The 25844-nt window shown below is 37.0% G+C and carries 20 protein-coding genes and 4 pseudogenes; 22 read left to right on the top strand and 2 right to left on the bottom strand.

Going from position 1 to position 25844, the window contains the following annotated elements; genetic code table 11:
* Positions 1 to 180: 180 nt before the first annotated feature.
* From allC to AC0L8O_RS15520, 12 genes and pseudogenes are all read left to right on the top strand, one after another.
* Positions 181 to 1428 (top strand): allantoate deiminase, encoded by a 1248-nt coding sequence (gene allC, locus AC0L8O_RS15575; protein ID WP_473443565.1) that lies wholly within the window; start codon positions 181 to 183, stop codon positions 1426 to 1428.
* Positions 1429 to 1442: 14 nt separating this feature from the next.
* Positions 1443 to 2680: pseudogene (locus AC0L8O_RS15570) on the top strand (pyridoxal-phosphate-dependent aminotransferase family protein).
* 207 nt (positions 2681 to 2887) lie between these two features.
* A complete protein-coding gene (locus AC0L8O_RS15565) occupies positions 2888 to 4066 on the top strand; it encodes an amidase (protein WP_473443563.1) in 1179 nt (392 codons plus the stop codon).
* Positions 4063 to 4338, top strand: a complete 276-nt coding sequence (locus AC0L8O_RS15560; protein ID WP_473443562.1) for a hypothetical protein — start codon at positions 4063 to 4065, stop codon at positions 4336 to 4338. Before AC0L8O_RS15565 ends, AC0L8O_RS15560 begins: the two co-directional genes overlap by 4 nt.
* A gap of 61 nt (positions 4339 to 4399) precedes the next feature.
* Positions 4400 to 4921 carry a fumarylacetoacetate hydrolase family protein gene (locus tag AC0L8O_RS15555; RefSeq protein WP_473443560.1) on the top strand — a complete coding sequence of 174 codons (522 nt, stop codon included), beginning with the start codon at positions 4400 to 4402 and terminating at the stop codon, positions 4919 to 4921.
* Positions 4922 to 5159: 238 nt separating this feature from the next.
* Positions 5160 to 6533, top strand: a complete 1374-nt coding sequence (locus tag AC0L8O_RS15550) for an NCS1 family transporter (RefSeq protein ID WP_473443557.1) — start codon at positions 5160 to 5162, stop codon at positions 6531 to 6533.
* A gap of 112 nt (positions 6534 to 6645) precedes the next feature.
* Positions 6646 to 8088 carry a YfcC family protein gene (locus AC0L8O_RS15545; RefSeq protein ID WP_473443555.1) on the top strand — a complete coding sequence of 481 codons (1443 nt, stop codon included), beginning with the start codon at positions 6646 to 6648 and terminating at the stop codon, positions 8086 to 8088.
* Positions 8089 to 8121: 33 nt separating this feature from the next.
* Positions 8122 to 9501, top strand: coding sequence for an allantoinase (locus AC0L8O_RS15540; protein ID WP_473443554.1), 1380 nt, complete (start codon positions 8122 to 8124; stop codon positions 9499 to 9501).
* A gap of 44 nt (positions 9502 to 9545) precedes the next feature.
* Positions 9546 to 11126, top strand: coding sequence for a gamma-glutamyltransferase (gene ggt / locus AC0L8O_RS15535; RefSeq protein ID WP_473443552.1), 1581 nt, complete (start codon positions 9546 to 9548; stop codon positions 11124 to 11126).
* Positions 11127 to 11369: 243 nt separating this feature from the next.
* Positions 11370 to 11819 (top strand): Lrp/AsnC family transcriptional regulator, encoded by a 450-nt coding sequence (locus AC0L8O_RS15530; RefSeq protein WP_473443550.1) that lies wholly within the window; start codon positions 11370 to 11372, stop codon positions 11817 to 11819.
* 303 nt (positions 11820 to 12122) lie between these two features.
* Positions 12123 to 12697 (top strand): annotated as a pseudogene (locus AC0L8O_RS15525) (chromate transporter).
* Positions 12694 to 13220, top strand: a pseudogene (locus tag AC0L8O_RS15520) (chromate transporter). The pseudogenes AC0L8O_RS15525 and AC0L8O_RS15520 overlap by 4 nt, the downstream one beginning before the upstream one ends.
* A 30-nt stretch (positions 13221 to 13250) precedes the next feature.
* On the opposite strand, the gene AC0L8O_RS15515 reads toward AC0L8O_RS15520, so the two are convergent.
* Positions 13251 to 13616 (bottom strand): winged helix-turn-helix transcriptional regulator, encoded by a 366-nt coding sequence (locus tag AC0L8O_RS15515; RefSeq protein WP_473443549.1) that lies wholly within the window; start codon positions 13614 to 13616, stop codon positions 13251 to 13253.
* A gap of 196 nt (positions 13617 to 13812) precedes the next feature.
* Between AC0L8O_RS15515 and AC0L8O_RS15510 the strand changes: the two genes are divergently transcribed.
* Both AC0L8O_RS15510 and AC0L8O_RS15505 read left to right on the top strand, forming a co-directional pair.
* Positions 13813 to 14991 (top strand): MFS transporter, encoded by a 1179-nt coding sequence (locus tag AC0L8O_RS15510; protein WP_473443547.1) that lies wholly within the window; start codon positions 13813 to 13815, stop codon positions 14989 to 14991.
* A gap of 58 nt (positions 14992 to 15049) precedes the next feature.
* The gene (locus AC0L8O_RS15505) at positions 15050 to 15892 is read left to right on the top strand and encodes an aldo/keto reductase (RefSeq protein WP_473443545.1); all 843 of its coding nucleotides are present in this window, start codon (positions 15050 to 15052) and stop codon (positions 15890 to 15892) included.
* Positions 15893 to 15936: 44 nt separating this feature from the next.
* Here AC0L8O_RS15505 and AC0L8O_RS15500 read toward each other — a convergent pair whose 3' ends face one another.
* Positions 15937 to 16788 (bottom strand): dimethylarginine dimethylaminohydrolase family protein, encoded by an 852-nt coding sequence (locus AC0L8O_RS15500; protein ID WP_473443544.1) that lies wholly within the window; start codon positions 16786 to 16788, stop codon positions 15937 to 15939.
* A 160-nt stretch (positions 16789 to 16948) separates the two neighbouring features.
* Here AC0L8O_RS15500 and AC0L8O_RS15495 point away from each other — a divergent pair, with 160 nt between their 5' ends.
* From AC0L8O_RS15495 to AC0L8O_RS15460, 8 genes and pseudogenes are all read left to right on the top strand, one after another.
* The gene (locus tag AC0L8O_RS15495; protein WP_473443542.1) at positions 16949 to 17932 is read left to right on the top strand and encodes a DUF3231 family protein; all 984 of its coding nucleotides are present in this window, start codon (positions 16949 to 16951) and stop codon (positions 17930 to 17932) included.
* A 376-nt stretch (positions 17933 to 18308) separates the two neighbouring features.
* Positions 18309 to 19331 (top strand): LacI family DNA-binding transcriptional regulator, encoded by a 1023-nt coding sequence (locus tag AC0L8O_RS15490; protein WP_473443540.1) that lies wholly within the window; start codon positions 18309 to 18311, stop codon positions 19329 to 19331.
* Between the two features lie 158 nt (positions 19332 to 19489).
* Positions 19490 to 20206: an MBL fold metallo-hydrolase gene (locus tag AC0L8O_RS15485; RefSeq protein WP_473443538.1), complete on the top strand. Its 717-nt coding sequence runs from the start codon at positions 19490 to 19492 to the stop codon at positions 20204 to 20206.
* Between the two features lie 14 nt (positions 20207 to 20220).
* Positions 20221 to 20790: a TetR/AcrR family transcriptional regulator gene (locus tag AC0L8O_RS15480; RefSeq protein WP_473443536.1), complete on the top strand. Its 570-nt coding sequence runs from the start codon at positions 20221 to 20223 to the stop codon at positions 20788 to 20790.
* A 275-nt stretch (positions 20791 to 21065) separates the two neighbouring features.
* On the top strand, positions 21066 to 22403 hold the full coding sequence (locus AC0L8O_RS15475) for an MATE family efflux transporter (protein WP_473443534.1): 1338 nt from the start codon (positions 21066 to 21068) through the stop codon (positions 22401 to 22403).
* A 509-nt stretch (positions 22404 to 22912) separates the two neighbouring features.
* On the top strand, positions 22913 to 24013 hold the full coding sequence (gene proB / locus AC0L8O_RS15470; protein WP_473443533.1) for a glutamate 5-kinase: 1101 nt from the start codon (positions 22913 to 22915) through the stop codon (positions 24011 to 24013).
* 13 nt (positions 24014 to 24026) lie between these two features.
* A pseudogene (locus tag AC0L8O_RS15465) lies at positions 24027 to 25270 on the top strand (glutamate-5-semialdehyde dehydrogenase).
* Positions 25271 to 25378: 108 nt separating this feature from the next.
* Entirely contained in the window at positions 25379 to 25816 is a 438-nt protein-coding gene (locus tag AC0L8O_RS15460) for a hypothetical protein (protein ID WP_473443531.1), read from the top strand.
* Positions 25817 to 25844: the final 28 nt, after the last annotated feature.

The following is a 25844-nucleotide window of genomic DNA, read 5'->3' as shown; positions in this document are numbered from 1 at the left end:
AATTTACAATTTTAATAGAGAACAGGATAAAAATTTAGTTAAAATAACCAAAAGATTTAGAGTCTGTTCTACATTTATGTACATGATTTTAAGGTATGATTGTTTTAAAATAAAAATGTATTACTATCATGTAAATAAATATAACATTAAATGTGAGAAAATAGAATAGGGGGGAATGAATTGGTTGAAAATGTTGAAAAATCATCTGCCTTATTCGAGCAAATTGAACAAATGGTCGAGTGGTTAGCTTGTTTTGGTAGAAGTGAACGTAATGGTGTAACAAGGTTGCTATATTCAAAGGAATGGCAACAAGCTCAACAAGGTGTTGAGGGGTATATGAAAGGGATAGGTCTGTGCACATACTATGATGATGTAGGAAATTTATACGGCAGGCTTAATGGAACAAATCAGAACTCAAATGTAATTCTTACAGGTTCACATATAGATACAGTGAGAGAAGGCGGTAAGTATGATGGTGCATATGGAATTATTGCTGGTATTATTGCTACTAAGTTTCTTTTTAAACAATACGGATCACCGAAGAAAACGATTGAAGTTGTGTCTTTATGTGAGGAAGAGGGCAGTCGCTTTCCGGTGACATACTGGGGATCGAGTAATATCACTGGGGTGAAAAAGCTGGCCGATATCAATGATATCGAAGACTCGGAAGGAATAAGTTTTGTAAAAGCCATGAATGATGCGGGATTTGGTCATGGTCGCCACTGTCCTCCTAAACGGAATGATCTTGAATGTTTTATTGAAATGCATATTGAACAGGGAATCGTATTAGAAAAGGAAGCGAAAACAATTGGTATTGTTAGTCACATTGTTGGTCAACGAAGATATACGATTACGGTTGAAGGGGAAAGTAATCATGCCGGGACGACACCTATGGGATTGCGGAAGGATGCTATGTATGCGGCAGCGGAAATGATTCAAATCCTCATTGAAAAAGGTAAAAATACCTCACCTGAACTTGTTGTGACTGTTGGGCAAATAATCGTAGAGCCGAATGTGTCTAATGTTATCCCAAGAAAGGCGATTTTTAGTCTTGATATAAGGCATAGTGAAGAGGAAGTGTTAAACTTGTTTTGTCATGAAACCTTCCAAGAGCTTGAATTAATATCTTTGAAACATCAAACATGTATATCCATCAATAATTGGATGGATGAAACTCCTGTAAAAATGTGTGAAAAATTAAATGAATTATCGGAAACGATCTTAGTGAAAGATCATATTCCGTATAAAAAAATGACAAGTGGTGCTGGGCATGATTCTCAAATTTTTGGTCAGTCTATCCCGACGTTGCTTTTGTTTGTACCTAGTCAAAATGGAATCAGTCACTCGCCTTTAGAATTTACAAGAACGGAAGATTTAGAGGAAGGTATAAAAACGTTAATAAAAGTTTTATATGAACTAGCTTATTAGGAGGGAGAAAGAGGATGGTTTACCAAGAAATAAATGCACCGTTAAGAACAATTATGACACCAGGACCGGTTGAGGTTGACCCGAGGGTGCTTCGTGTAATGAGTACACCAATACTTGGACAATTTGATCCGGCTTTTACAGAGATAATGAATGAAACAATGGAAATGCTCCGGGAGATTTTTCAGACGAAAAACAATTGGGCATTTCCGATTGATGGAACATCACGATCTGGAATTGAAGCGGTGTTAAGTAGTGTGATTGAGCCTGGAGATAAAGTGCTTATTCCGATCTTTGGGAGGTTTGGACATTTGCTAACTGAAATTGCTGAGCGAAATGGAGCCGAAATCCATACAATGCGTTGCGAATGGGGGAAGGTCTTTAATCAGCAAGAGATCATACAAGAAATGAAAAGACTGAAGCCTAAGGTTTTGGCAATTGTCCACGGAGAAACATCTACAGGGTGTATGCAGCCTCTTGATCAAATTGGGCCTGCTTGTCGTGAGTTGGATGTGCTGTGTATTGTTGATGCTGTTGCGACAATTGGAGGAACGGAAGTGAAGGTTGACGAATGGAAGCTTGATGCGGTGATAGGAGGAACACAAAAATGCTTATCTGTCCCTTCTGGAATGGCCCCAATCACATATAATGATCGAATTGAAAAGATCCTATTCTTGAGAAAAAAGTGGAAAAAGGTATCGCGACAGCTGAAGATCATGAAAGTATAAGACAACCTATTAGGAGTAATTATTTTGATTTAAGCCAGCTGCAGGATTACTGGGGACCTAGAAGATTAAATCATCATACAGAAGCAACCTCTATGTTATATGCATTGCGAGAAGGAGTGAGAATTGTCCTGCAGGAAGGGTTGACAGTCCGTTTTCAACGCCACAGGCTTCATGAAAAAGCCCTTATGGAAGGGATTAAAGCGATGGGGCTAGAATTGTTCAATGATACAGAATGGAAACTTCCGATGGTAACATGTGTTCAAATTCCAGCAGGAGTAGATGGTGAGGCTGTTAGAAATATGCTCCTTGAGCAATTTGGTATTGAAATTGCGAGTTCATTTGGACCACTCCATGGAAAGATATGGAGAATTGGAACAATGGGATACAGCTGTCGAAAAGAAAATGTATTATTTGTGTTATCCGCTCTAGAAGGTGTTTTAATTCGTCATGGAGCACAGTTGAACCTTGGAAAAGGACTGCAAGCTGCTATGGATGTCTATGAGTCAGTTCGTATAATGATAAAATAACCCCAAGTTCGGGGTTTTTGTTTACTATCAGAATTTATAAGTTTTGTAATTAGTTTCAGTGTCTAGCTCCAGCGCCTAGCCCCTCGAGGTCATAAGCCAATTTGGAATTGAAGGTAAAGAACGTCTTCTATTCCAAATCGTCTTATTTGCCCTAGGCTGACCAAGGCGCTTGCGCTTTTCTTACTTATTAGTGATAGAGGAGGATGGATGATGCAAAATAACTTAAATGCTTTTGTAGAGGAAGAAGTTATAGTTGAACCGATGGGAACTGGTTTGTTAGATGGATTGGTGTTTGCGGTTAAGGATGTATTTTCAATTGAAGGTTATAGAAATGGAGCTGGAAATCCCGATTGGCTTAAATCTCATGGTGTATCAACCTGTCATGCCCCTGTTATTGAAAGACTGCTTAGTCATGGGGCGAAACTAAAAGGGACAACTAAAACAGATGAATTAATGTATAGCTTAAATGGAGAAAATGCTCATTATGGAACACCGATTAACCCTAAAGCTCCAAATCGAATTCCCGGTGGCTCTTCAAGTGGATCAGCAGTTGCTGTCTCAGCAGGAATTAGTGACTTTGCTTTAGGTACTGATACAGGTGGATCTGTAAGAATACCATCATCCTATTGTGGGATATATGGTTTCCGACCTACGCACGGTGTAGTCACGCCAGAGGGGGTAATACCGTTAGCTAAAAGTTTTGATACAGTCGGATGGATGTCGAAAGCCCCTGAGTTGTTATATCGAATTGGGAAGGTGCTGGTTGCTGATCAGGAAGAAAAGGGTCAGTTTACACAGGCGTTTTTTTGTCAAGATGCATGGGATCTATTAGATGAGCAATGTAAAGAAGAGCTATTAAGTGCAACATCTATGATAAAAGAACTTTCTCACCGTGAATGGATAATGTTATCGGTGGGTGGTCTCGATGAATGGTCGAGTGCATTTCGGATTTTGCAAGGATTAGAGATTTGGGAAGAGCATGGAGATTGGATACAAAATGAAAAACCTGCTTTTGGTCCTGATATACATGAGAGGTTTCAGTGGGCGGGCACATTAAAACGTGAAGAAAGTTTAGAGCAAGAAAAACTTCGGGAACAAATTCAAAAATCCATTTCATCACTACTGGGTGAAGAGGGTGTTATTGTTATCCCAACAGCACCTGGACCGGCGCCTTTATTACATGTGCAAGGTGAAAACGCAGAAAGATATCGGGCTAAAACAATGCAGCTTTCCTGTATAGCTGGTTTAGCAGGGTTACCACAAGTAACGGTTCCTCTTGCGGAAGTAGATGGTTTACCGATAGGGTTATCATTTATTGCAAATCATCATCAAGATCTTAAATTATTAAAGTGGATAAATGAGGTTTTTGGAGGGGAGGGTGTATGAAACTAACGACTGTAAAAGTTGATAATGAGGAATTAGCAGCCATTTTATTAGGTCAAAAAGTGATATTAATAAGAGATATAAATGAGATAGCAGGAGCAAATTGGAGTGAAAATATTTTATCTATTCTTCAGAATGGTCAATTATCACAAATTAATAGCTGGTATAAACGTGTTGGGAATAAAGAAATAACTGAGATGAATCGATTAGTGTTAGAAAGTGTAACGTTTGCTCCTTTATACCGTCATCCGGAAAAAATCTGGGGGTTGGTATGAATTACATAGATAAGGCAATTGAATTATCAGGGAAACCCCTGAAGAGGAACCGGTTATTTTTATGAAGCCGAATAGTAGTTTAATTGGTCCTGAAGATGATATTTTACTGCCCTATCAATCAACTGAGGTAACAGCAGAAGCTGAGCTTGCCATTATTATAGGGAAAACCTGCAAAAACGTGGAAGAAGCTGATGTTCCTGGAGTGGTGGCGGGTTTTACTACTTCCTTAGATATGACAGCGAAAGATATTCATGCGAAAAATCCCCGTTATATGCAAAGAGCCAAAAGTTTTGATACGTTTTTTAGTTTTGGTCCTTATCTAACCACTATTGATGAGGTGGAAGATGTGAGTCGAATATCTGTTGAGACAAAACTGAATGGTGAGGTTTACCACAGTGATATTGTCTCTAATATGATGTATTCACCATGGTGGAATGTTTCGTTTTTCTCCCGTATTATGACTTTGCATCCAGGTGATGTGATTATGACTGGGACACCAGGGTCTGTTCTGATAAGTGATGGAGATGTAGTGGAATGTATGATTGAAGGGATAGGGGAGTTACGAAATTATAGTTGTAAATAAAAACAAAATGAAGAGAACAGTTGTTTCGTAACACGAACACTGTTCTTTTTTTATGTGAGGTTTTATATCATTAATTATTTGTATTCTTAAAAAATAGTTAACATATACAAAAAAATATTGAAAAAACAACAAATCCTCTAATGATTTAAGGGTGTATCTCTATTAAACTATTCATATGTTATATTAATTAACATTTAATGTTACGTTTTAAAATTGAATGTCTAATAAAGGAGATATTATGGAGAAAAATTACGATTTAAAGCCAATTCTAAGTGAGAAGAATCGAATCTTAGGTCCAAAAGCTTATGTTGCGATGTGGTGGGGAGACGCCGTAATGGTTGGGTCATTTATGTTAGGTTCAAGTTTAATTCCTCCATTCGGAAAATTAAATTTAACACAAGCCTTTCTTGCGTTAATTCTCGCAAATATTCTTGCTGCATTACTGTTTGCATTAAATGGGAGAGTTGGATGGAAGCACGGCATACCGATGGTTGTTCAACTTCGATCATCATTCGGACCAACAGGTTCAAAAATTCCTGCGTTGATGCGGGCAATCCCTGCATTGTTCTGGTATGGTGTCCAAAGTTGGCTTGGAGCAATGGCTCTTAATCAAATATTTATGGATATCATTGGGTTCAATAATGTGTGGATATGGTTCTTCGCATTCCAAGCATTACAAATTTATCTATCCGCAAAAGGTATTAAATCTATAAAGTGGATTGAAGTCGTTGGTTCTGTTGTCATCATGCTAGGTGTTGTCTATTTAATATTTTTGTTTTTATCTACATTTGGTTTTGAAGTTAGTCAGACAGCGAATATTGATGGGACATGGGGAATACCTTTTTGGCTTGCAATGGCTGTGTTAATTGGACAATTCTCTGCATTACTCTTAAATGTATCAGACTATACACGCTATTTTCCGCGTAAAGCTTCAACTGGCACATTTGTTGGATCTCATATCGTTGGAATCGTACCTCCAATGATTTTATTACCATTTGTAGGAATACTTGGTGCAGCTGCAGTTGGAATATGGAATCCGGTGGATATCATTTCTGATCATATATCTAGTTTATTTGCAAGCATTATCATTTTATTATTTATTGCGATTGCCCAGATTACTACAAATTTAGTTGCAAATATTATGCCACCTGTCCTTGTAGCAATGGACATTTTTAAAATATCTTGGGAAAAAGCGTGTGTAATTGTCGGGATATTAGGTGTATTGACATGTCCATGGTGGATCATGAATGATGCTACATTCTTACGATTCATATCTATTGTTTCTGCATTTTTAGGTCCTATTTTCGCAGTAATGGTTACTGACTTTTACTTCGTTCACAAAGCAAATTATCAGGTGGAAAAGTTATATGAAGTGACAAACTTATTTTCTGCCTTCAGAGGTTGGAACCCAGCAGCACTTATTGCAATAGTAGTTGGAACATGTTTTTCGTTTATCAATGTTGATCTCTCATGGTTATTAGGGATTATCCCTGCAGGTATTGTGTACATCGTTCTTATGAAAGTTTGGGTTATGAAGCATGAATCTTATGTAAGAGAAGGAATGGAACAGAGCTTTAAGGATGCTCCTGAAATAGAGGATCAAGCAGTATAAAGATTAATATGGCTATTTATTAATAGTAAGGGTTTTGAGCAAGAGTTATGTAGATTTTGCTGACAGGAAGGACTTGTACCAGAATTCCAACAAATAAATGAAGGAGGAAAATATGTCTGTAGAGAGAAGTTCTAAAATTAATGTAAATTACCATCCTAGAGTGAAAAATAAGATAACTATGCCCCATATTTATGTCATATTATTTATTTTTATTGCATTGGCTTCAATTGCCACTTATTTAATTCCAGCTGGTGTTTATGAGAGGATTCCTGGTCCTGAAGGTAGGACAACAATTGATCCGAATTCGTATCACGCTGTTGAACAGTCACCTATTGGGGTAGTTGAGTTTATGACAGCTATTCCTAGAGGTTTAGTAGCTGCCGGAGAAGTTGTCTTTTTTACCTTTATCATTGGCGGATTGTTTGCAGTCATCAAAAAAACAGGACTAATTGAAATCGGGGTAGATAAACTTACAAGGAGATTTTCAACCAAAAGCGTCATGGTTATACCTGTGTTAGTCATCTTATTTGCGACAGTATGTAGTTTAATAGGAACCCAGGAGCTAAGTTTAGTATATGTACCTGTCATTCTGCCGTTAATGATCGCATTGGGCTACGATTCAATGGTTGCTGTAGCCATTGCGTTGATAGCAACTACTGCGGGTTTTACAACTGGGTTTCTGAATCCGATTAATACAGGACTTGGACAAAAATTATCTGGTTTACCGGTATTCTCTGGTTTAGAACTAAGAATAATAGCATTTATTGTATTTGTTCTAATAGGTGTCATTTACATTATTCGGTATGCACAAAAAGTAAAGAAAAGTCCAATGGCAAGTCTTGTTTACGAAGAAGATTCTAAAAAGAGAACACAGTATCAAACAAAATCAGCTACTAGAGTGTACAAGGCTACTTCAAGGCAAAGATTTGCATCTGTTCTCCTCCTTATATTTTTTGGCTTGTTAGTATATGGAGTCCTTACTCAAGGTTGGTTCATGTTAGAAATGGCGGGTTTATTCATTGTCATGGGAATTGTTGTTGGACGTATATCCGGGTTACCATTTTCAGACATTTGTGAAGGATTTAATGAAGGATTCCGTGAAGTGTTAATTGGCGCATTCATTGTCGGTGTTGCCCGAGCTGTAGCTGTAGTAATGGAAGATGGATTAGTAATGGATACTATTGTTAATAGCCTAGGTACCGTTGTAGGTGAATTCCCGGCAGTTTTTAGTGCAATCGGTATGTTTATCGTGCAAATGTTATTCAATTTCTTAGTACCTTCAGGGAGTGGTCAAGCATTGGTGACGATGCCAATTATGGCCCCTTTGTCAGATTTAATTGGGGTTACAAGACAAACGGCAGTGTTAGCCTACCAGTTTGGGGATGGTATCGGAAATATTTTGTACCCGACTTCTGGATATTTTATGGCAACACTTGCTTTAGTAGGAGTTTCATGGCAAAAATGGATGCGGTTCTATCTGCCGTTATTTTCAATGTGGTTTGTTGTCGCAATAATTTTCTTAATATTCGCTCAAGTGATTCAGTGGAATGGATAATTGAATATAAAAATTGTAAAGGGAGTTGTTCTTATGGAAAAAATGGACCTTATCATTAAAAACGGAAATGTGGTACTACCCGCTGGTTTAGAACAACTTGATATAGGAATTAAAGATGGATTGATATATATTCTTGGCAAGAATCTATTGAATGAATCGGAAAAAATATGGGATGCAACAAATCAATACATATTTCCAGGTATGATTGATATACATGTGCATTTTAGTGAGCCAGGCAGAGAGCATTGGGAAGGATTTCGCACCGGCTCACAGATGATGGCTGCCGGTGGTTGTACAACATATTTCGATATGCCGTTAAATGGTATTCCTTCTACCGTAACTGAGGAGGCACTATCTAAAAAAGCGAACCTTGGCATTGAAAAATCTCTTGTGGATTTTAGTCTATGGGGAGGACTTGTACCGGGGAATGAAAGGGATCTGGAAGCTTTAGCGGAATCAGGAGTAATCGGGTTTAAAGCGTTTCTTTCAACAACAGGTAACAAGGAATTCGAAGCAGTGGATGAAATCACTTTATTAAATGGAATGAAGCAGATTGCGAAGTTAGGTAAGGTCTTGGCTCTTCACTCGGAAAGTGCTGCGATAACCAATTGGTTGAAAGAAGAGAAAGAAAAAGGAGGAAAGTTTACTGCAGATGATTATTTGGAAACACGCCCAATTATGGCTGAGGTCGAAGCAGTGCAACGAGCAATTTACTACTCTGAGATCACGGGCTGTCCCCTTCACTTTGTTCACATAAGCTCAGCAGAAGCATTAGAAATCATTCAGCAAGCCAAATCAAAAGGCTTAAATATAACAGTTGAAACATGCCCGCATTATCTGCTTTTTAACCATCAAGATTTAAGAGAACGAGGAGCAATCGCTAAATGTGCACCACCTCTCCGTGAAAAAGAGGAACAAGAAAAATTAATTAATCTATTAATCAATCAAAAATTCGATATGATCTCGTCAGACCATTCACCGTGTCCTTATGAATTAAAAGATCCTAAGGTTCATAATTTATTCCAAGCGTGGGGAGGAATTAGTGGTGGTCAGTTTACTCTCATGTCAATGATTGAGTTGGCTGTAAAATACAATATTCCATTTGAATCAGTTGCAAAATGGACAGCGCAAAATCCAGCTGAGCGATTTGGGCTTTCAGATCGAAAAGGTCAAGTAAAAGAAGGGAAAGACGCAGATTTTGCTATTGTCACTTTAGGTAAATCATTTACCGTTACAGAAGATAATTTTTATGCAAAACATAAGGAGAGTCTTTATTTAGGGCATACATTTCCATGTGAAATAACCGGAACGATAAATAGAGGGATTGTGGTCTATGAGAATGGTAGGGTAGTGGGTGGTACTCCGCATGGATGTTTGGTGAAGCCGGTTGTGACAGAAAAAGTAAGCAATTAGTAGTTGTATGATAAACATATGGGAAGTAATTGGAGGAACTTAATGTGAACAAAACAATCGTGGGAACTAAGTCAATGGTCGTGAGTCCGCATTATTTGGCATCACAAGCAGGAAACACAATTTTAGAAAGAGGAGGGAATGCATTTGATGCAGCAGTAGCAGTGAGTGCTTGTCTTGCTGTTGTGTACCCGCACATGACCGGTCTCGGAGGAGATTCATTTTGGGTTACATACAGTAAGAGTGAAGAGAAAGTGAAAGTTTATAATGGAAGTGGCCGAACTGGAATAAACCTGACTCGAGAAGTGTATGAAGGGCAAGAAGCAATACCAACCAGGGGAATCGAGAGTGCTATTACGGTGCCAGGAATGGTGGATAGTTGGGATGCGGTCTTAAAAGAATATGGCAAATTATCATTAGAAGAAGTATTACAACCGGCAATTGATTATGCCGAATATGGGTTTCCGCTTTCGCCTGATCAATATGAAAACACTGTAAAGAGAGCGGATATGTTGAAGGAAGATGGAGATATGGCCCGAATATTCTTACCAGATCAGCAAATTCCTAAACGATATCAACGATTTATCCAAACAGACTTATCATGTACATTAAAAAAGGTAGCTAAAAACGGTAGAGATGATTTTTACAAAGGAAAGCTGGCAGAACGAATTGTCTCAAGCTTAAAAGACAAGGGAAGCCGTTTAACCCTAGATGATTTTTCGAACCATTATGGAGAGTGGACAGATCCAATCACTACCTCTTATAGGGGCTATGACGTTTATCAAGCACCCCCAAATTCACAAGGATTCGTAGGGTTAATGGCACTTAATATTTTAGAAAATTTCGAAATAAGATCGATTGAGGAAGGCTCTTATCGTTACTATCATTTATTAGTTGAAGCATTAAAAAGAAGCTTTCAAGATCGTAACAAGCATCTTACAGATCCTCAATTTTATGATATCCCATTAGAGAGATTATTAAGCAAATCATACGGAAAAGAATTGGCAGAAGGAATTCAATTCAACAGAATTGATGAAATTGAAACCGAATCAGTTGGAAGTGATACAGCCCATGCCGCAGTAATTGATGAGGAAGGAAATGCAGTATCGTTTATTCAAAGTCTCTATTTCGAATTTGGATCTGGTATTGTAGCGGGAGATTCTGGTATTGTCATGCAAAACAGAGGTTCCTTTTTCTCTTTAGATTCTTCTCATGTGAACTGTCTTGAACCGGAAAAAAGGTCATTTCATACGTTAATGCCTGCAATGGCGTTAAAAGATAGGAAGCCAAGAATCCTTTATGGGACACAAGGCGGGGAGGGGCAACCTCAAACCCAAACGGCGATTCTCACAAGAATGATTGATTATGGAATGGATCCTCAATCAGCTATTAGTGCTCCAAGGTTTGTATGGGGAAGAACATGGGGAAAGCAAACTCAAGAATTAAAAATAGAAGGTCGAGTAAGCCTGAATGTTCTGGAACAATTGTCGAAAGTTGGTCATATTGTCAATAAAGTGGAAGATTTCGATGGGATAATGGGTCACGCAAATGCAATTTTAATCGATGATCAAGGGTTTGTATACGGTGGAGTGGATCCGAGAAGTGATGGGGCTGCGGTTGGTAGGTAAGGTAGAAGGTGTGAAACTTGTCGATTTTTACCGAATAGCAAATAAATTATGAGAATCGGAAATAAATCTCCAAAATCGCAAATAAATTATCAGAATCGCAAATAAATCTCCAAAATCGCAAATAAATGTTTATTTCTGTCCAATGAAAGGTACGTCTTCCTTATTTTTCTTTATATTTCACTTTTATCTCCTTACTTGAATCATTATACTTAAATTATATGATGTTTAAAGGATGGGTTTTTAGTGAAAATAGATCACATTGATAGAAAAATACTAGAGCTTCTCACGATAAATGGCAGGATGTCTTATTCAGATATAGGAAAGGAACTTGAGTTATCAAGAGTTTCTGTTCGTGAACGTGTAAATCGACTGATAAAACATGATGTGATTGAAAAATTCAGTGTTGTGATCAATTCGGAAAAAATGGGAAAAAACGTTTCGGCGTTTTTTGAAGTGGATTGTGAACCAGCTTATTTGGTTGATGTTGCCCAAAAGCTTGCGGACAATCCATGTGTGTCCAGTTGTTATCAAATGACAGGACCAAGTACATTACATATGCATGTATTGGTTGATGACTTCGAGGCTTTAGAGAAGTTTATCAATAATGAGTTATATGCACTTGAAGGAATCACTAGGGTTGAAAGCCATATTTTACTTAGACGTTTTAAAAGCAGAAGTGGCATGAAATTATAAAGAAGTATGTAGTGGAGAATGCAGGTAAATTGATTCCAATGGCATTCTCTTTTTATTTTGAGTATTATTCAGAAAATGTATAGAAATGAAGGGAGATATCCTATATAATCAAAATAATCAAATAAAAGTTTCGTTTGTAAGTTAATATCATACAATTGATTAACAAACGAAAAAAATCCGCATGAATTAGTAATTAGATCCATACCTATTGTAAGGGCACAATATATAGATAGAGGGGGATAATAAGTATCTGGCAGGAATGTGTCTTAGAGAAATGACATCATATGTAAAGGGTGAGAAGAAATGAAACACCTTCAATTATTTTTAGCATTTTTTCGAGTGGGCATGTTGGGGTACGGTGGAGGACCTTCATCAATTCCACTTGTTCATAAAGAAGTAGTCGATAAATATAAGTGGATGAATGATGATGAGTTTGCTGATGTATTAGCGCTTGGAAATACATTACCTGGACCAATTGCAACAAAAATGGCCGGTTATATTGGGTATCGTGTAGGGGGGATATTAGGGCTTATTAATGCTACACTCTCCACTATTCTTCCAACGATCGTTCTAATGATTGTCTTATTAACAACGATTTCCTCTATAAAGGATTATCCTTGGGTCCAAGGAATGACAGCAGCAGTAGTACCTGTAGTTGGAGTTATGCTGGCAACATTGACATGGGATTTTTTAAAAAATCACAAACCTCAATGGGCTGGATAAAAGCAATTGCATTTATAGGTGGTAGTTTTCTTTTTATGGAGATTTTAGGTCTACACCCAGCTGTTTTAATCGTAGTATTATTGATTGCTGCTGTCATGATAAAAGATAAAAAACCTGATGAAGAGAGCAACGTAGAGAGGGGAAATGCTTCGTGATCTATTGGGAGATATTTCTTGCCTTTTTTATACCGGGAATATTAGGGTATGGTGGTGGTCCAGCTTCGATTCCACTCATCGAAAATGAAGTTGTTGATCGCTATGAATGGATGAATGTGAATGAATTTAGTGAAGTACTTGCATTAGGAAATGCCTTGCCGGGTCCTATTGCAACAAAGATGGCCGGCTATATTGGCTACGAACAGGGGGGATACTAGGTAGCTTAGTGGGTATTTTTGCTACAGTAGCGCCTTCTCTTATTTTAATGATTGTCTTATTGGGGTTTTTATATAAATACAAAGATTCTCCTAAGGTAAAACGAATGACAACTTTTATTCGTCCAACAATCGCAGTTTTACTTGGGGTAATGGCATACGGCTTTTTCTTCACTTCTTATCAGGATACAGGAATTTGGCAAACCTTGTTCCTTGTTGTGGCTAGTTTTTTCTTATTAGAAAAATTAAAGGTCCATCCAGCTTTAGTTATTGTGGCTGCGATGGGATATGGAGCGGTCTTTATATGAAGTCCCAAGCTTTTTTAAGCTTGGGATTTTTTATTTAGTATTAAGGATACTCTCTTCTAATACCTCATTTTTATCTCCATATACTTGTGTTAAATGACTTTCTCCCCAAGCACATAAGGCATCTAAAATATGTTCAAGACTTTTACCGTATTTACTTAATTCATATTCTACTTTAGGTGGAATTTCATGATAAACAATACGATTAATAACACCGTCTTCCTCTAATTCGCGTAATTGTTGAGTTAACATTTTTTGAGTGATATTAGGCATTAATCGTTTTAATTCACTTGTTCGTTTTTTTCCGTGAGTAAGGTGACACAAGATAACACATTTCCATTTTCCACCGATTACTTCTAAAGTAGCTTCAACCGCAATATTGTATTTTTTCTTTTGCATAGTTTCCTCCACATATGATAGGTACAAAAAAGTTCCTATATCACTTCTTGGTACCTATCGTACTTAAAAGTGCGTTCTTCTCAATTTGAATTGTATATATCATAATAACATTTGCCGATCGATTTTCACCATTTATTTTATCGTCTGCATGCAGAAGGTGAATCATACAATAGTATCTATTTTAGGAGGAGACAAAATGTCTTTAGATAAAAAAAGAAGCATATTCGCGCTGCTTGCTTTAGCGGTTAGTGCTTTTGCTATAGGAACAACTGAATTTATAAGTGTAGGACTATTGCCGCTTATTTCAGAGGATTTGCACATACCTGTCACAACAGCTGGTTTAACTGTATCTTTATACGCATTAGGAGTTACGTTTGGGGCTCCAATCCTTACATCTTTAACTTCTAGTATGTCACGAAAAACGTTACTGCTTTTAATTATGATTGTTTTTATTGTTGGTAATTCCCTGGCTGCAAGTTCGACTAGTGTAGGAATTTTGCTTTTTGCCCGAGTTCTTTCTGCTTTTTCTCATGGCGTTTTTATGTCAATTGGTTCAACGATTGCAGCTAATTTGGTACCCGAGAATAAACGGGCTAGTGCCATTTCAATCATGTTTACAGGTCTTACTGTAGCAACTGTGACAGGAGTACCGCTTGGAACATTTATTGGTCAGCAATTTGGATGGAGAGCTGCCTTTCTTGCGATCATTGTTGTTGGAATAATTGCTCTTATTGCTAATAGTATCCTTGTTCCGTCTGATTTACCAAAAGGAGCAAGAACAACTTTCAAAGACCAATTCAAGCTTCTTTCAAATGGCCGTCTTTTACTTTTATTCATGATAACGGCCTTAGGTTATGGAGGAACATTTGTTGTTTTTACTTATCTTTCACCATTGCTTCAACATGTGACAGGGTTTAAAGAGGGTGTTGTGGCGATCATCTTGCTTGTTTATGGAATTGCCATTGCAATCGGGAATGTCATAGGAGGAAAACTCGCAAATCAAAATCCCCTTAAGGCATTGTTTTATATGTTTATTATTCAGGCCATTATTCTTATTGTTCTTACATTTACTGCCCCATTCAAAATAGCCGGATTAATCACGATTATTTTTATGGGACTTCTTGCTTTTATGAATGTACCAGGTTTACAAGTGCATGTTGTCACACTTGCGGAGAAATTTGTTCCAAGTGCAGTAGATGTGGCATCAGCGATTAATATTGCAGCATTTAATGCCGGTATTGCGATTGGATCTTATATAGGAGGAATCATCACGGATTCCATTGGGTTAATTCATACGGCATGGATTGGCGGACTCATGGTTATGGGTGCTGTTGTCTTAACAGGATGGAGTCGTTTGTTGGAAAAACAAGATTGACACATTTTTACGGGTGGAGTGGGTGGGGGTATAAATAATTTAAATGGAGGATGTTTTCATGATAAATGGTTTACAAGAAACAACAGCTTTGCATAATGGAGTAAAAATGCCTTGGTTTGGAATCGGTGTGTTTAAAGTAGAAGAAGGTCCAGAATTGGTGAATGCATTAAAAGCTGCTATTAAGCATGGGTATCGAAGCATTGATACTGCAGCTATTTACGGGAATGAAGAGGGTGTTGGAGAAGGTATTAGAGAAGGGTTGAAAGAAGCAAAAATTTCTAGACAGGATTTATTTATAACTTCTAAGGTTTGGAATGCTGACCTTGGGTATGAATTAACATTAAAAGCATTTGAAAGTAGCTTACAAAAACTAGGCTTGGAGTATTTGGATTTATATCTTATTCACTGGCCCGTTGAAGGTAAATACAAAGATGCATGGAGAGCGTTAGAAACTCTTTATAAACAAGGAAAAGTAAAAGCAATCGGTGTTAGTAATTTCCAAATTCATCATCTTGAAGATTTGATGATGAGCGCTGAAATTAAACCGATGATTAATCAAGTAGAGTACCACCCGCGTTTAACTCAAAAGGAGCTTCAAGAATATTGTCAAAAACATGACATTCAGCTTGAAGCTTGGTCACCATTAATGCAAGGTGAGTTGTTGGAGAACGATACTTTACAGAGTATTTCATTTAAATATCAAAAAACAATTGCACAAATTATATTACGTTGGGATCTTCAAAACGGTGTGATCACCATTCCGAAATCTACAAAAGAACACAGAATCATTGAAAATGCATCCATTTTTGATTTTGAATTAACAAAAGAGGATATGGAAAAGATAGATTCCTTAAATGAGAATAAGCGAGTTGGTCCGGATCCGGATCATTTTGATTTCTAATGATGATGAAAAAGGGGCAGTCAATAAAAGACTGCCCTAAACTTTTACCCTCTTAACAATGGTAATGTACAGCATCTAAATGCTCCACCTGATTTAATAATTTCCGTTATATCCACTTCAATGATTTCATATCCCCGCTCTTCAAGTTTTTTGTTCACCCCATGATTAATTGGCAAGCTTAATATCCGCTTGTTACCAATTGATAAAATATTGGTTCCTAATGTAGCTTGCTCTTCCTCTGAAACTTCAATAAGATCATATCGTGAAGCAAGTAATTGATGCTTTTCTTTGCTCATTTCACCAGGGAAAATCAACGCCTCATTTGGAGAAATAATATTGAACACACAATCAAGATGTAAGTATTTATCTGTAAAAGGAATAGCGATTACTTCGTACGTTGGCAAAAGGGTCTGCAAATGCTGAATTGCGTCTACATTTGTTCGGTTACTAACTCCAACAAAAATAGTGTTTCTATCAATAAATACATCTCCACCTTCAATCATATCTCCAATGAGATTTGTGTAAGTAATTTCTTCTTTCTCAAGATAAGTAATAAATTCTTTTTCTTCCCCAACACGTAAATCATGTGCCATATCGGCAACAAAAACTTGTTGTCCTAATGTAAATCCAATGTCACGGGTAAACACCTGCTCAGGGAATTTTTGATGAGGGGTTAGTAAATGAACCTCGATTCCGAGATCTCGTAAAGTTTGGACCAACGCCTGGTGCTGTTTTTTAGCTAACTCTGTATCAATATTTTCTTTCAAAAATTGTTTTTGAGTTTCATTAATGGGTTCTTTAATTGTCATATAATCTGGTGGACAAAGCACTACCTTTTTAAGTGGATCGTATTCGTTTAAGCATGTACATTTTATGTAATCTGGACGCTGTGACATGAATTACTCCTCCTATATCTGTTTTTCTTACTATTCCCTATCATTAGGCGATTGAACCTTTCTTGTTAGTAACTTGATTTCTGAAGGCTGGAAATAATCTGCATATTTATGTAAATGCAATTGCAAACTATTCTTAATGTCTGCATATAGGAGGTTTGTTATGAACAATAAATCAAAAATTGGTGCATCTGAATTTGGTGCGTTATGGGTGACATATCATAAAAAAACAATGATCTTAAGATTCTTGGAACATTTTATACATACATCAGATAATAAAAAAGCAAAACAACTATTAACAGGCTTACATGGAAAACTGAATTCAAAAGTAGAAGAAATAAAAGAACTCATTCAAAAGGAAGGGACAGTTGTACCCGTAGCATTTTCAAGTGAGGATATCAATTTAGATGCACCTGCATTGTTTCGTGAGGGTTTTGATATTATGTTTAGCCGCATTTTAAAGGAGATTAGTTTAGGGATGTACACGCTCCACATTATATTGTCATATCGAAAGGACCTTATAAAGCTTTATAAGGAGCTTAGTGATCTTTCCCAAATCTATTTTGCGCACTTTACAGAATTTCTTTTGGAGGAAGGGATTCTTCAAAAACCGATTATAGTGAATTTACCTAAAACAACTAGTTTTGTAACAGATAAGAGTTACCTTAAAGGATCACATTTATTTGGAGAGAAAAGGCAATTGACTGTTGTGGAGTTTGGTTTCTTATATCACGGCATCGAAACAAATGTGATCGGGATGAAACTGATGGATGGATTTTCTCAATGTGCAAAGGATGAAGAAGTGAAGAAATACTTCTTAAAAGGGAAGGAACTTTCGAAAGAAATGATATCAGAAACAGAAAAAATACTTCTACAAAATGATATCCAGCCTAACATTCCAACTGGGGGAACAACAACCAATTCATCTGTTGCCCCTTTTTCAGATAAGCTTATGATGTATTGTGCATATCTTTTAAGTAACTTCAGTATTGGTGGAGAAGGCTTCGGTACGGGATTTAGTATGCGTAGAGATCTAAACTTGAAATTTGGAATTTTTGGTAAAGATACATATGAGTACATGAGAGAAGGAGTTTCGATTATGATTTCAAATGGCTGGTTAGAGGAACCTCCTAAAATGGATGTATAATCTGGATCATTTTTAAGGGGCCAATGAGGGTCCCTTTTATTTTTTAGTCTGCACTTTTTTGTTGGGTAATAAAAATATACCTAACCTCAATAGTGAATTAATCTCTTAGATTTCATTTGGCAGTTTATTTTCTTTAAAGTTTTGCAAGTATTAAAATCTATCAATCTTCCTTTTCCATAGGAGGAATTTCTGAAGGTTCGGTAAAATAACTTGAAAAGAAGGTAACAATTTTTAAAAATACACCTTTTTATACAACTTATTTACCGAAGGCGTTCCCATAATCCTTCTTTACGTATTATGATAGAAGCGAGATATGGTGTGAATATACGGATATTCCGTTAAATAAAAAACGCCTGCAATTAGTAAGGAGGCAACAATGATCGTTACAATAAAAGATGTTGCAAAAAAAGCAAATGTAGCACCTTCAACAGTGTCAAGAGTTATTGCAAATAGTCCGCGTATCAGTGAAAAAACAAAGAAAAGAGTTCGTGAAGTAATGGAAGAATTGGGATATCACCCAAACTTTCAAGCTCGCAGCTTAGCAGCGAAAAGTACACAAGCAATTGGTGTCATCATGCCGAACTCTGCCTTTCATGCATTTCAAAACCCCTTCTTCCCGGAGGTATTAAGAGGGATTAGTACGAGTGCACATGCTAATAAGTATGGTATATATCTTTCGACAGGTTCAACAGAGGATGAAATATATAATGAAGTAACTTCAATGGTACAGGGTAGAAGGGTAGATGGTGTGGTACTTTTATATTCTCGGGTGAATGACAAGACGATGAACTTCTTACAGCAATCGAATTTTCCATTCGTCGTAGTTGGAAGACCATATGAAAATGAAGAACGCATTTCTTTTGTTGATAATGATAATATTTACAGTACCAAACAAGTGACAAATTATCTTATCAATCTTGGTCACCACAACATTGCGTTTGTTGGCGGAAGTCTTAATTTTGTTGTGACAATTGATCGACTAAATGGCTACAAGCTTGCATTAGAAGAGGCAAATATTCCATTTAATGAAAAGTATATGGTTCATGAGGAATACATTAAGGAAAATGGAAGAGAAGCCCTTCACTCTCTTATGTCGTTACCATCACCACCAACTGCCCTTGTAACACAGGATGATTTAATTGCTTATGAAATGATTAGTTACCTTGAGGAAATAAGCATTCGTGTGCCGGAAGATATCTCAATTGTCAGCTTTAATAACCTTATGTTATCGGAACACTCCAAACCTCCGATCACATCTGTTGATATATGTATCTATCAACTAGGTTATGAAGCAACAAATTGTTTAATTGAGAAGATAAAAATGCCAAACACGTTACCTAAGAGGATAACGATCCCTACAAAATTTATTGAAAGAAAGTCATGTGAAATAAAGAAATAAAAAGGGTAACAATGGTTAAATAATCAATCATGTGGAGGTGTATCACGTTATTATGATGCACCTTTTTAAAAAAAGGGCTTGTGAAAACTATTGTAATTAGTTTATATTAAAACTAATATCGTTAGTATTAAAACTAATAATGATTTAGGGGGTTAAAGATGAAAATTGTAAGGGATAGGAATATATATCAATTAATCTTTTTGCCGGGTTTTTTTCCAGTTAATTGCTATATTGTTGAAGAACAAGCTAGCATCACACTTATTGATACTGGAATCTCAAATAGTTACAAAGGAATCGTAAAGGTCATAAATGAAATTGGTAAACCATTAAAACATATCCTGATTACTCATGCCCACGGTGATCATGTTGGCTCGCTTGTTGAGTTGAATAAAGCTTTCCCGGATATACCAATTTCCATTTCGAGGAGAGACAGCAGATTATTAAAAGGGGATGTGGAGCTTGAGCCTCATGAGCAGCAAACACCTATTAAAGGTGGAATTCCTAAAAATATCCACCTGCAACCGAATCAGCTCTTACAGGAAGGTGATCAAATAGGCTCTCTTGAAGTCATTGCAACACCGGGCCATACGCCTGGTTCAATATCTTTTTTCGATACAAGAGATCATTCCATTATAGTCGGAGATGCTATCCAAACAAGAGGAGGAATTGCGGTAAGCGGACAGCTTCGTCCCTTTTTTCCATTTCCGGCAATGGCTACATGGAGTAAAGAAAAGGCTCTTGAGAGTGTAAAGAAAATAGTGGCGCTTGAGCCGAAATTGCTGGCTGTAGGTCATGGAGAGATGATCGTGGAGCCAAAAGAAGCAATCCTTCGAGCGATTAAAGAAGCGGAACAAAAGATAAGAGTAAGAGAGTAGGAGGTGAGAGGGAAATGCCGAGGATGGGGTTGGATTTGCATACAATTTTACAAGCAGCAACTGAATTAGCCGATCAGCAAGGATTAGCTTCTGTCACATTAGCATCACTAGCTAAAAAATTAAATATACGTCCACCTTCATTATACAATCATATTGAAGGACTAGGAGGACTTCGGAAAAAGTTAGCTGTACATGGTTTGGACATTTTATATGATAGGCTAGCACAGGCTTCAATTGGAAAAGCAAAAGATGAAGCTGTACATTCAGTGGCAGATGCCTATGTTGCTTTTGCTCGGGAACACCGAGGGATCTATGAGTTAACCTTACAAGCTGCTGAACCTGAAGACCATGAAATTCAAATAGCAGGCGGCAAAATTGTAGATTTAACTGTACGAATCTTAAGAGGATATGGATTGGAAAACGATGAAGTTATTCATGCTGTACGAGGACTCCGCAGTATTCTGCATGGCTTTTCATCCTTGGAACAAAAGGGAGGATTTGGACTTCCTATAGAGCTCGATAAAAGTTTGCATTTATTACTCGATAGTTATTTAGCCGGTATTCATAAAATGAAAGAGAAATAGCCGGAGTTTGTCGAGAAAAGTCTAATCGAAGATATATGTTGAAAATCGTTGATAAATATCTAGAATCGAAAATAAATCTCCAAAATCGTTGATAAGTTCTAGGAATCGAAGATAAAGCAGTAGAACGTAAATACGTTCCAAGCAGACTAAAAAAGGATCGAAACGATCCTTTTTTTTATGAGGATACATACCTTGTGCATGATCATTACAGGCTGTGTTAACATAATAGCAACAAAATGTTGAACCATTGGTTCAACATGAGAGGAAGTTACAAGATGAAACAAGATTTTACAAGTGGAAGCATCATGAAGCAGGTGTGGACGTTTTCCCTTCCCATTATGCTAACAAATCTGCTTCAGATCTCTTATCAATTTATTGATAGCTTATGGGTAGGAAACTTGTTAGGTGCTAATGCTTTAGGAGCAATTGCTGTTTCAAGTACGGTCATTTTTACAATTTTATCGTTCATCATCGGAATTAATAATGCGACTCTTACAATCTTATCTCAGCAAAAGGGTAAACAAAATGAAACAGGGCTAAAAAACTATCTAAATGCCTTTGTTGTCGTGTTAACTGTCTTATCTGTGTTTTTAGGGATAGCAGGGTATTTTTTATCAGAGCAGATATTAATATGGATGGCAACTCCTGCAACAATGATCCCGGATGCTGCGGATTATTTACAAATTAATTTTATAGGAATTCTTTTTTTATTTGGCTATAACTTTATTAGCACTGTGCTTAGAGCACTTGGTGATAGCAAGACACCGATCCGCTATGTCATGATTGCAGTAGTCTTAAATGCACTTTTAGACCCGTTATTCATTTACGTGTTCGAGCTCGGTATTGCCGGCGCTGCCTATGCAACGATTCTTTCTCAGGGAATTTCCTTTCTCTATGGAGTTTGGGATACTTTAAGAAGAAAATTAGTTCCTTTTATAAAACCAAAGTTGCCTTCCGGGGATGAAGTGGCAACAATTATGAAGCTCGGATTGCCTTCAGGATTACAAATGACTGTCATCTCGGCAGGTGTAATGGCCATTATGAGTGTAGTCAACTCCTTTGGCAATGATGTTGTAGCCGGATTTGGTGCAGCCCAGAGGCTTGATAGTCTGATTATGCTACCTGCTATGGCTCTCGGGACAGCAGTTAATAGTATGGCAGGACAAAATATTGGGGCAAACCAGTGGAAGCGTGTCCATGATATTGCAAAGTTTGGTGTGATATTTAATTTAATGATTATGATTCTGATAAGCACGGTTGTGGTTCTCTTTGCTGAATGGGGAATAAGACTTTTCATAGGTGAAAAAGAAGCCGTACAATTCGGCACTGATTATTTAATCGTCATAGCTTTTTTCTATCCATTTCTCGGAATTAATTTTATTTTAAATGGAATAGTTCGCGCAGCTGGTGCTATGTTTCAGGTATTAATTTTAAATGTTATTTCTTTTTGGATTCTTAGATATCCATTGTCGTATTTATGTTCAAAATGGCTCGGAGAACAAGGGATTGCAGTTGGAATGGGTCTTAGTTTTGTCATTAGCAGTGTAATTGCATTTGGCTATTATAAGTATGGAAAATGGAACAAAATTAAGCTGGGGACAAATGAAAAATAATTGCATAATCAGTCTTGACAGTCGGTGAAATACTCGGCATAATAAATAAAAATCACAGTGAACGTATTTATAGAGGACTAGTATACGGTACCTTTTATCACAGAGAGTGAAGTTTATAAGCTGAAAGACTTCATATTAAAAGCCCGTTGAACCTACCTCTTGAGTCCTATGAAAACATAGGCGCACCCCTGGCGTTAAAAAGGGTAAAGTGGGATGTGAATGTATATTACTTTATATCCAATCAAGGTGGTACCACGGAAGCTAAGCTCCTTTCGTCCTTATTTTATTAAGGATGGTGGGAGCTTTTTTATTGCTTAGGAAACTATAAAAGTCTTTGAACTGTTGGTAAGTGTGAGACATCCAGCTCCAGCGCCTAGCCCCTCTAGGGTCGCCACAAATGAATTGAAGACAAAGAACGTCGTCTATTCATTTGCGTCTTATTTGCCCGAGGCTGATCAAGGCGCTTGCGCTTTTGTTATTGCTTGCAACTTCAAATGGAGGAAGAAGATATGGATAAGAAGCGAATTGTTGTCAAAATTGGGAGCAGCTCCTTAACAAATGCAAAAGGACAAATTGATCAGGAAAAATTCACAGATCATGTTGAAGCTGTTGCGGCACTTAGAGAGGCGGGACATGAAGTATTACTTGTATCATCAGGTGCGGTAGCTGCTGGATTTGCCCGTTTAGGTTATCCTTCCCGACCGATCACCTTAAAAGGAAAGCAAGCAGCAGCAGCAGTGGGGCAAAGCTTGTTGGTTCAATCTTATATTGAACAATTCAGCTATCATCAAATTGTTCCTGCTCAAATACTGCTTACTCGAAATGACTTTTCAAAACAAGATCGTTATAAAAATGCCTATGCAACTGTAACAGAATTATTAGAGCGTGGAATATTACCGATTATTAATGAAAACGATACTGTTTCTGTTGAGGAGCTTACTTTTGGTGATAATGATATGCTCTCAGCACTTGTTAGTGGACTTGTTCATGCGGATCAGCTCATTATTTTAACTGATATAAACGGACTTTATGATTCAAATCCAAATAAAAATCCATTGGCAAAAAGAATCAATTTTCTTCCAAATGTGACAGAAGACATGCTGGAGGTTGCTGGAGGATCTGGTTCAAAGGTCGGTACAGGCGGAATGAAGTCCAAGTTAATGGCTGCTAAAACAGCACTATCATTAGGAGTACAAGTGTTTATAGGTCTTGGCAAAGGCAGAAATAAGCTAGTGGACATTATGCTTGGCAATGGAGATGGCACATATATAGGGAATGAAGGACTTCAAGGTGTAAATAACAGTCGTCAATGGATTGCGCTCCATTCGGAAATATCAGGTACTATTTATGTTGATAAAGGAGCTGAAGATGCCCTTGTGTATAAAGGAAAAAGCCTTCTTCCAGCCGGAGTTTATGACATTAAAGGTACATTTGAAAAAAATGACGTTGTAGAAGTAGTAGGGCCACAAGGTTTACTTGGTAAAGGTGAAGTGCTTTTTTCATCAGAAGAATTAAAGGATGCAATGGGAAAAAGAAGTGAAGAGTTATACAAAGATGATGTTATATCATCAATTGTTGTGATACATCGAAATAAATGGGTAAAAGCGTAGAGGAGGAAAAAAGATGAGTGAGGTACTTGCAAAAGGAAAAGCAGCAAAGAAAGCAAGTTTTTCATTGGTAGATATCTCTACCGAAGAAAAAAATGAGGCATTAGCTAAGATAGTAGATCAGCTTTTGGTTGACCAAGATAGGATCATTGAAGAGAACAAAAAAGATTTAGAAGCAGGAAAGAAAAATGGTCTAACTGACAGTGTCCTAGATCGAATTATGCTAAACGAAAAGAGAATACATGATATAGCAGAGGCAATTCGTTTATTAATTGATCTCAAAGATCCTATTGGAGAAACAATTGAGACAATTGAAAAAGAAAATGGACTGCTTATCAAGAAAAAAGAGTACCGATCGGTGTAATCGGAATGATTTACGAAGCACGTCCAAATGTAACAGTAGATGCAGCAACACTTGCTTTGAAAACAGGAAATGCGGTCATTTTAAGAGGAAGCTCTTCTGCGAGATTTTCAAATCAAGCTCTTATTCAATCAATTCATCAAGCACTTGAGAACAGTTCTGTGCCGGTCAATGCCGTTCAATTAATAGAAGATACAAGCAGAGAAACTGCGAAGGAGCTCTTTCATCTTAAGGAGTATTTAGATGTACTAATCCCACGCGGTGGAAAGAATTTAATTGATACTGTTGTAAGGGAAGCGTCAGTTCCGGTCCTGGAAACTGGTGCTGGAAACTGCCATATATTTATTGATGAAACTGCTGATGATCAAATGGCCGAAAATATTGTCATAAACGGCAAAACACAGCGTCCCTCTGTATGTAATGCAATTGAGACTATTTTAGTAGAAGAAAATTGGTTTTCACAATACGGGAAAAGTTTACTTGAAAAATTAGATGAACATCATGTTGAGATCTTCGGAGATGATAAAGTGGTGAATGTGTTTGAAAAGGCTAAGTTAGCTACTGAGGAAGATTGGTATACTGAATATCTTGCTTTATCGGTAAGTGTGAAAGTAATAAAGGATGTTCATGAAGCTATTCAGCATATCAACACATATGGTACAAATCACTCTGAAGCCATTGTAACTGAAAATGAACAGAATGCTACATTATTTTTGAATAAGATAGATGCTGCAGCTGTATACCATAATGCTTCAACTCGTTTTACAGATGGGTCTGAGTTTGGTTATGGTGCTGAGATTGGAATCAGCACGCAAAAATTACATGCTAGAGGTCCAATGGGATTACAAGCATTAACATCAAGTAAATTCTATATTTACGGTTCAGGACAAATACGATAACAAAAAATCTTCTAAGGATAACCCTTAGAAGATTTTTTTGGGAGATACCTATATTTTAATAAGGGGATGATCATAATTGTAAAAGTATGATTAAAGTTGGTGATGAAAATGTGGTGGCTTCTACCGTATCTTTCTCTATTTATTAATCTTGTTATTATCCGTTTTATGCCAAAACATTTAACGAAAAAAGAAATTTATATTTCATGGTTTGTTGTGGCACTCATTAACTTAAGTTCAGATATTGTCCTCAGTTTATACTTTAGGTTGTATGAATTAAATGGTGATGGTGTCCAGCTTAGTGTCCATATTATTGAACTTACATTAGGTGCATCATATGGCATTATTTTTTTGAATTTTATGCCAAAGACAATGAAACGCTTTATTGTATATTGTGTGTATTGGTTAATTTTTTCTCTTTTATTTGAAAGTTTATTGGTTTATACAGATTTTATCCATTACTTTGAATGGAACATATGGTATTCAGCAGTATATTATCTAGCAGCGTTTTTCTTTATAAGATGGCATTTGCATTTTATTCGATCCTGAAACTAAGACAAAAGATGTGATTTTGAGT

The organism is Metabacillus sp. KJ11-3 (genome assembly GCF_055808295.1).
The sequence above is the reverse complement of the archived record's forward strand: the minus strand, read 5'-3'. Positions and strand labels throughout refer to the sequence as shown.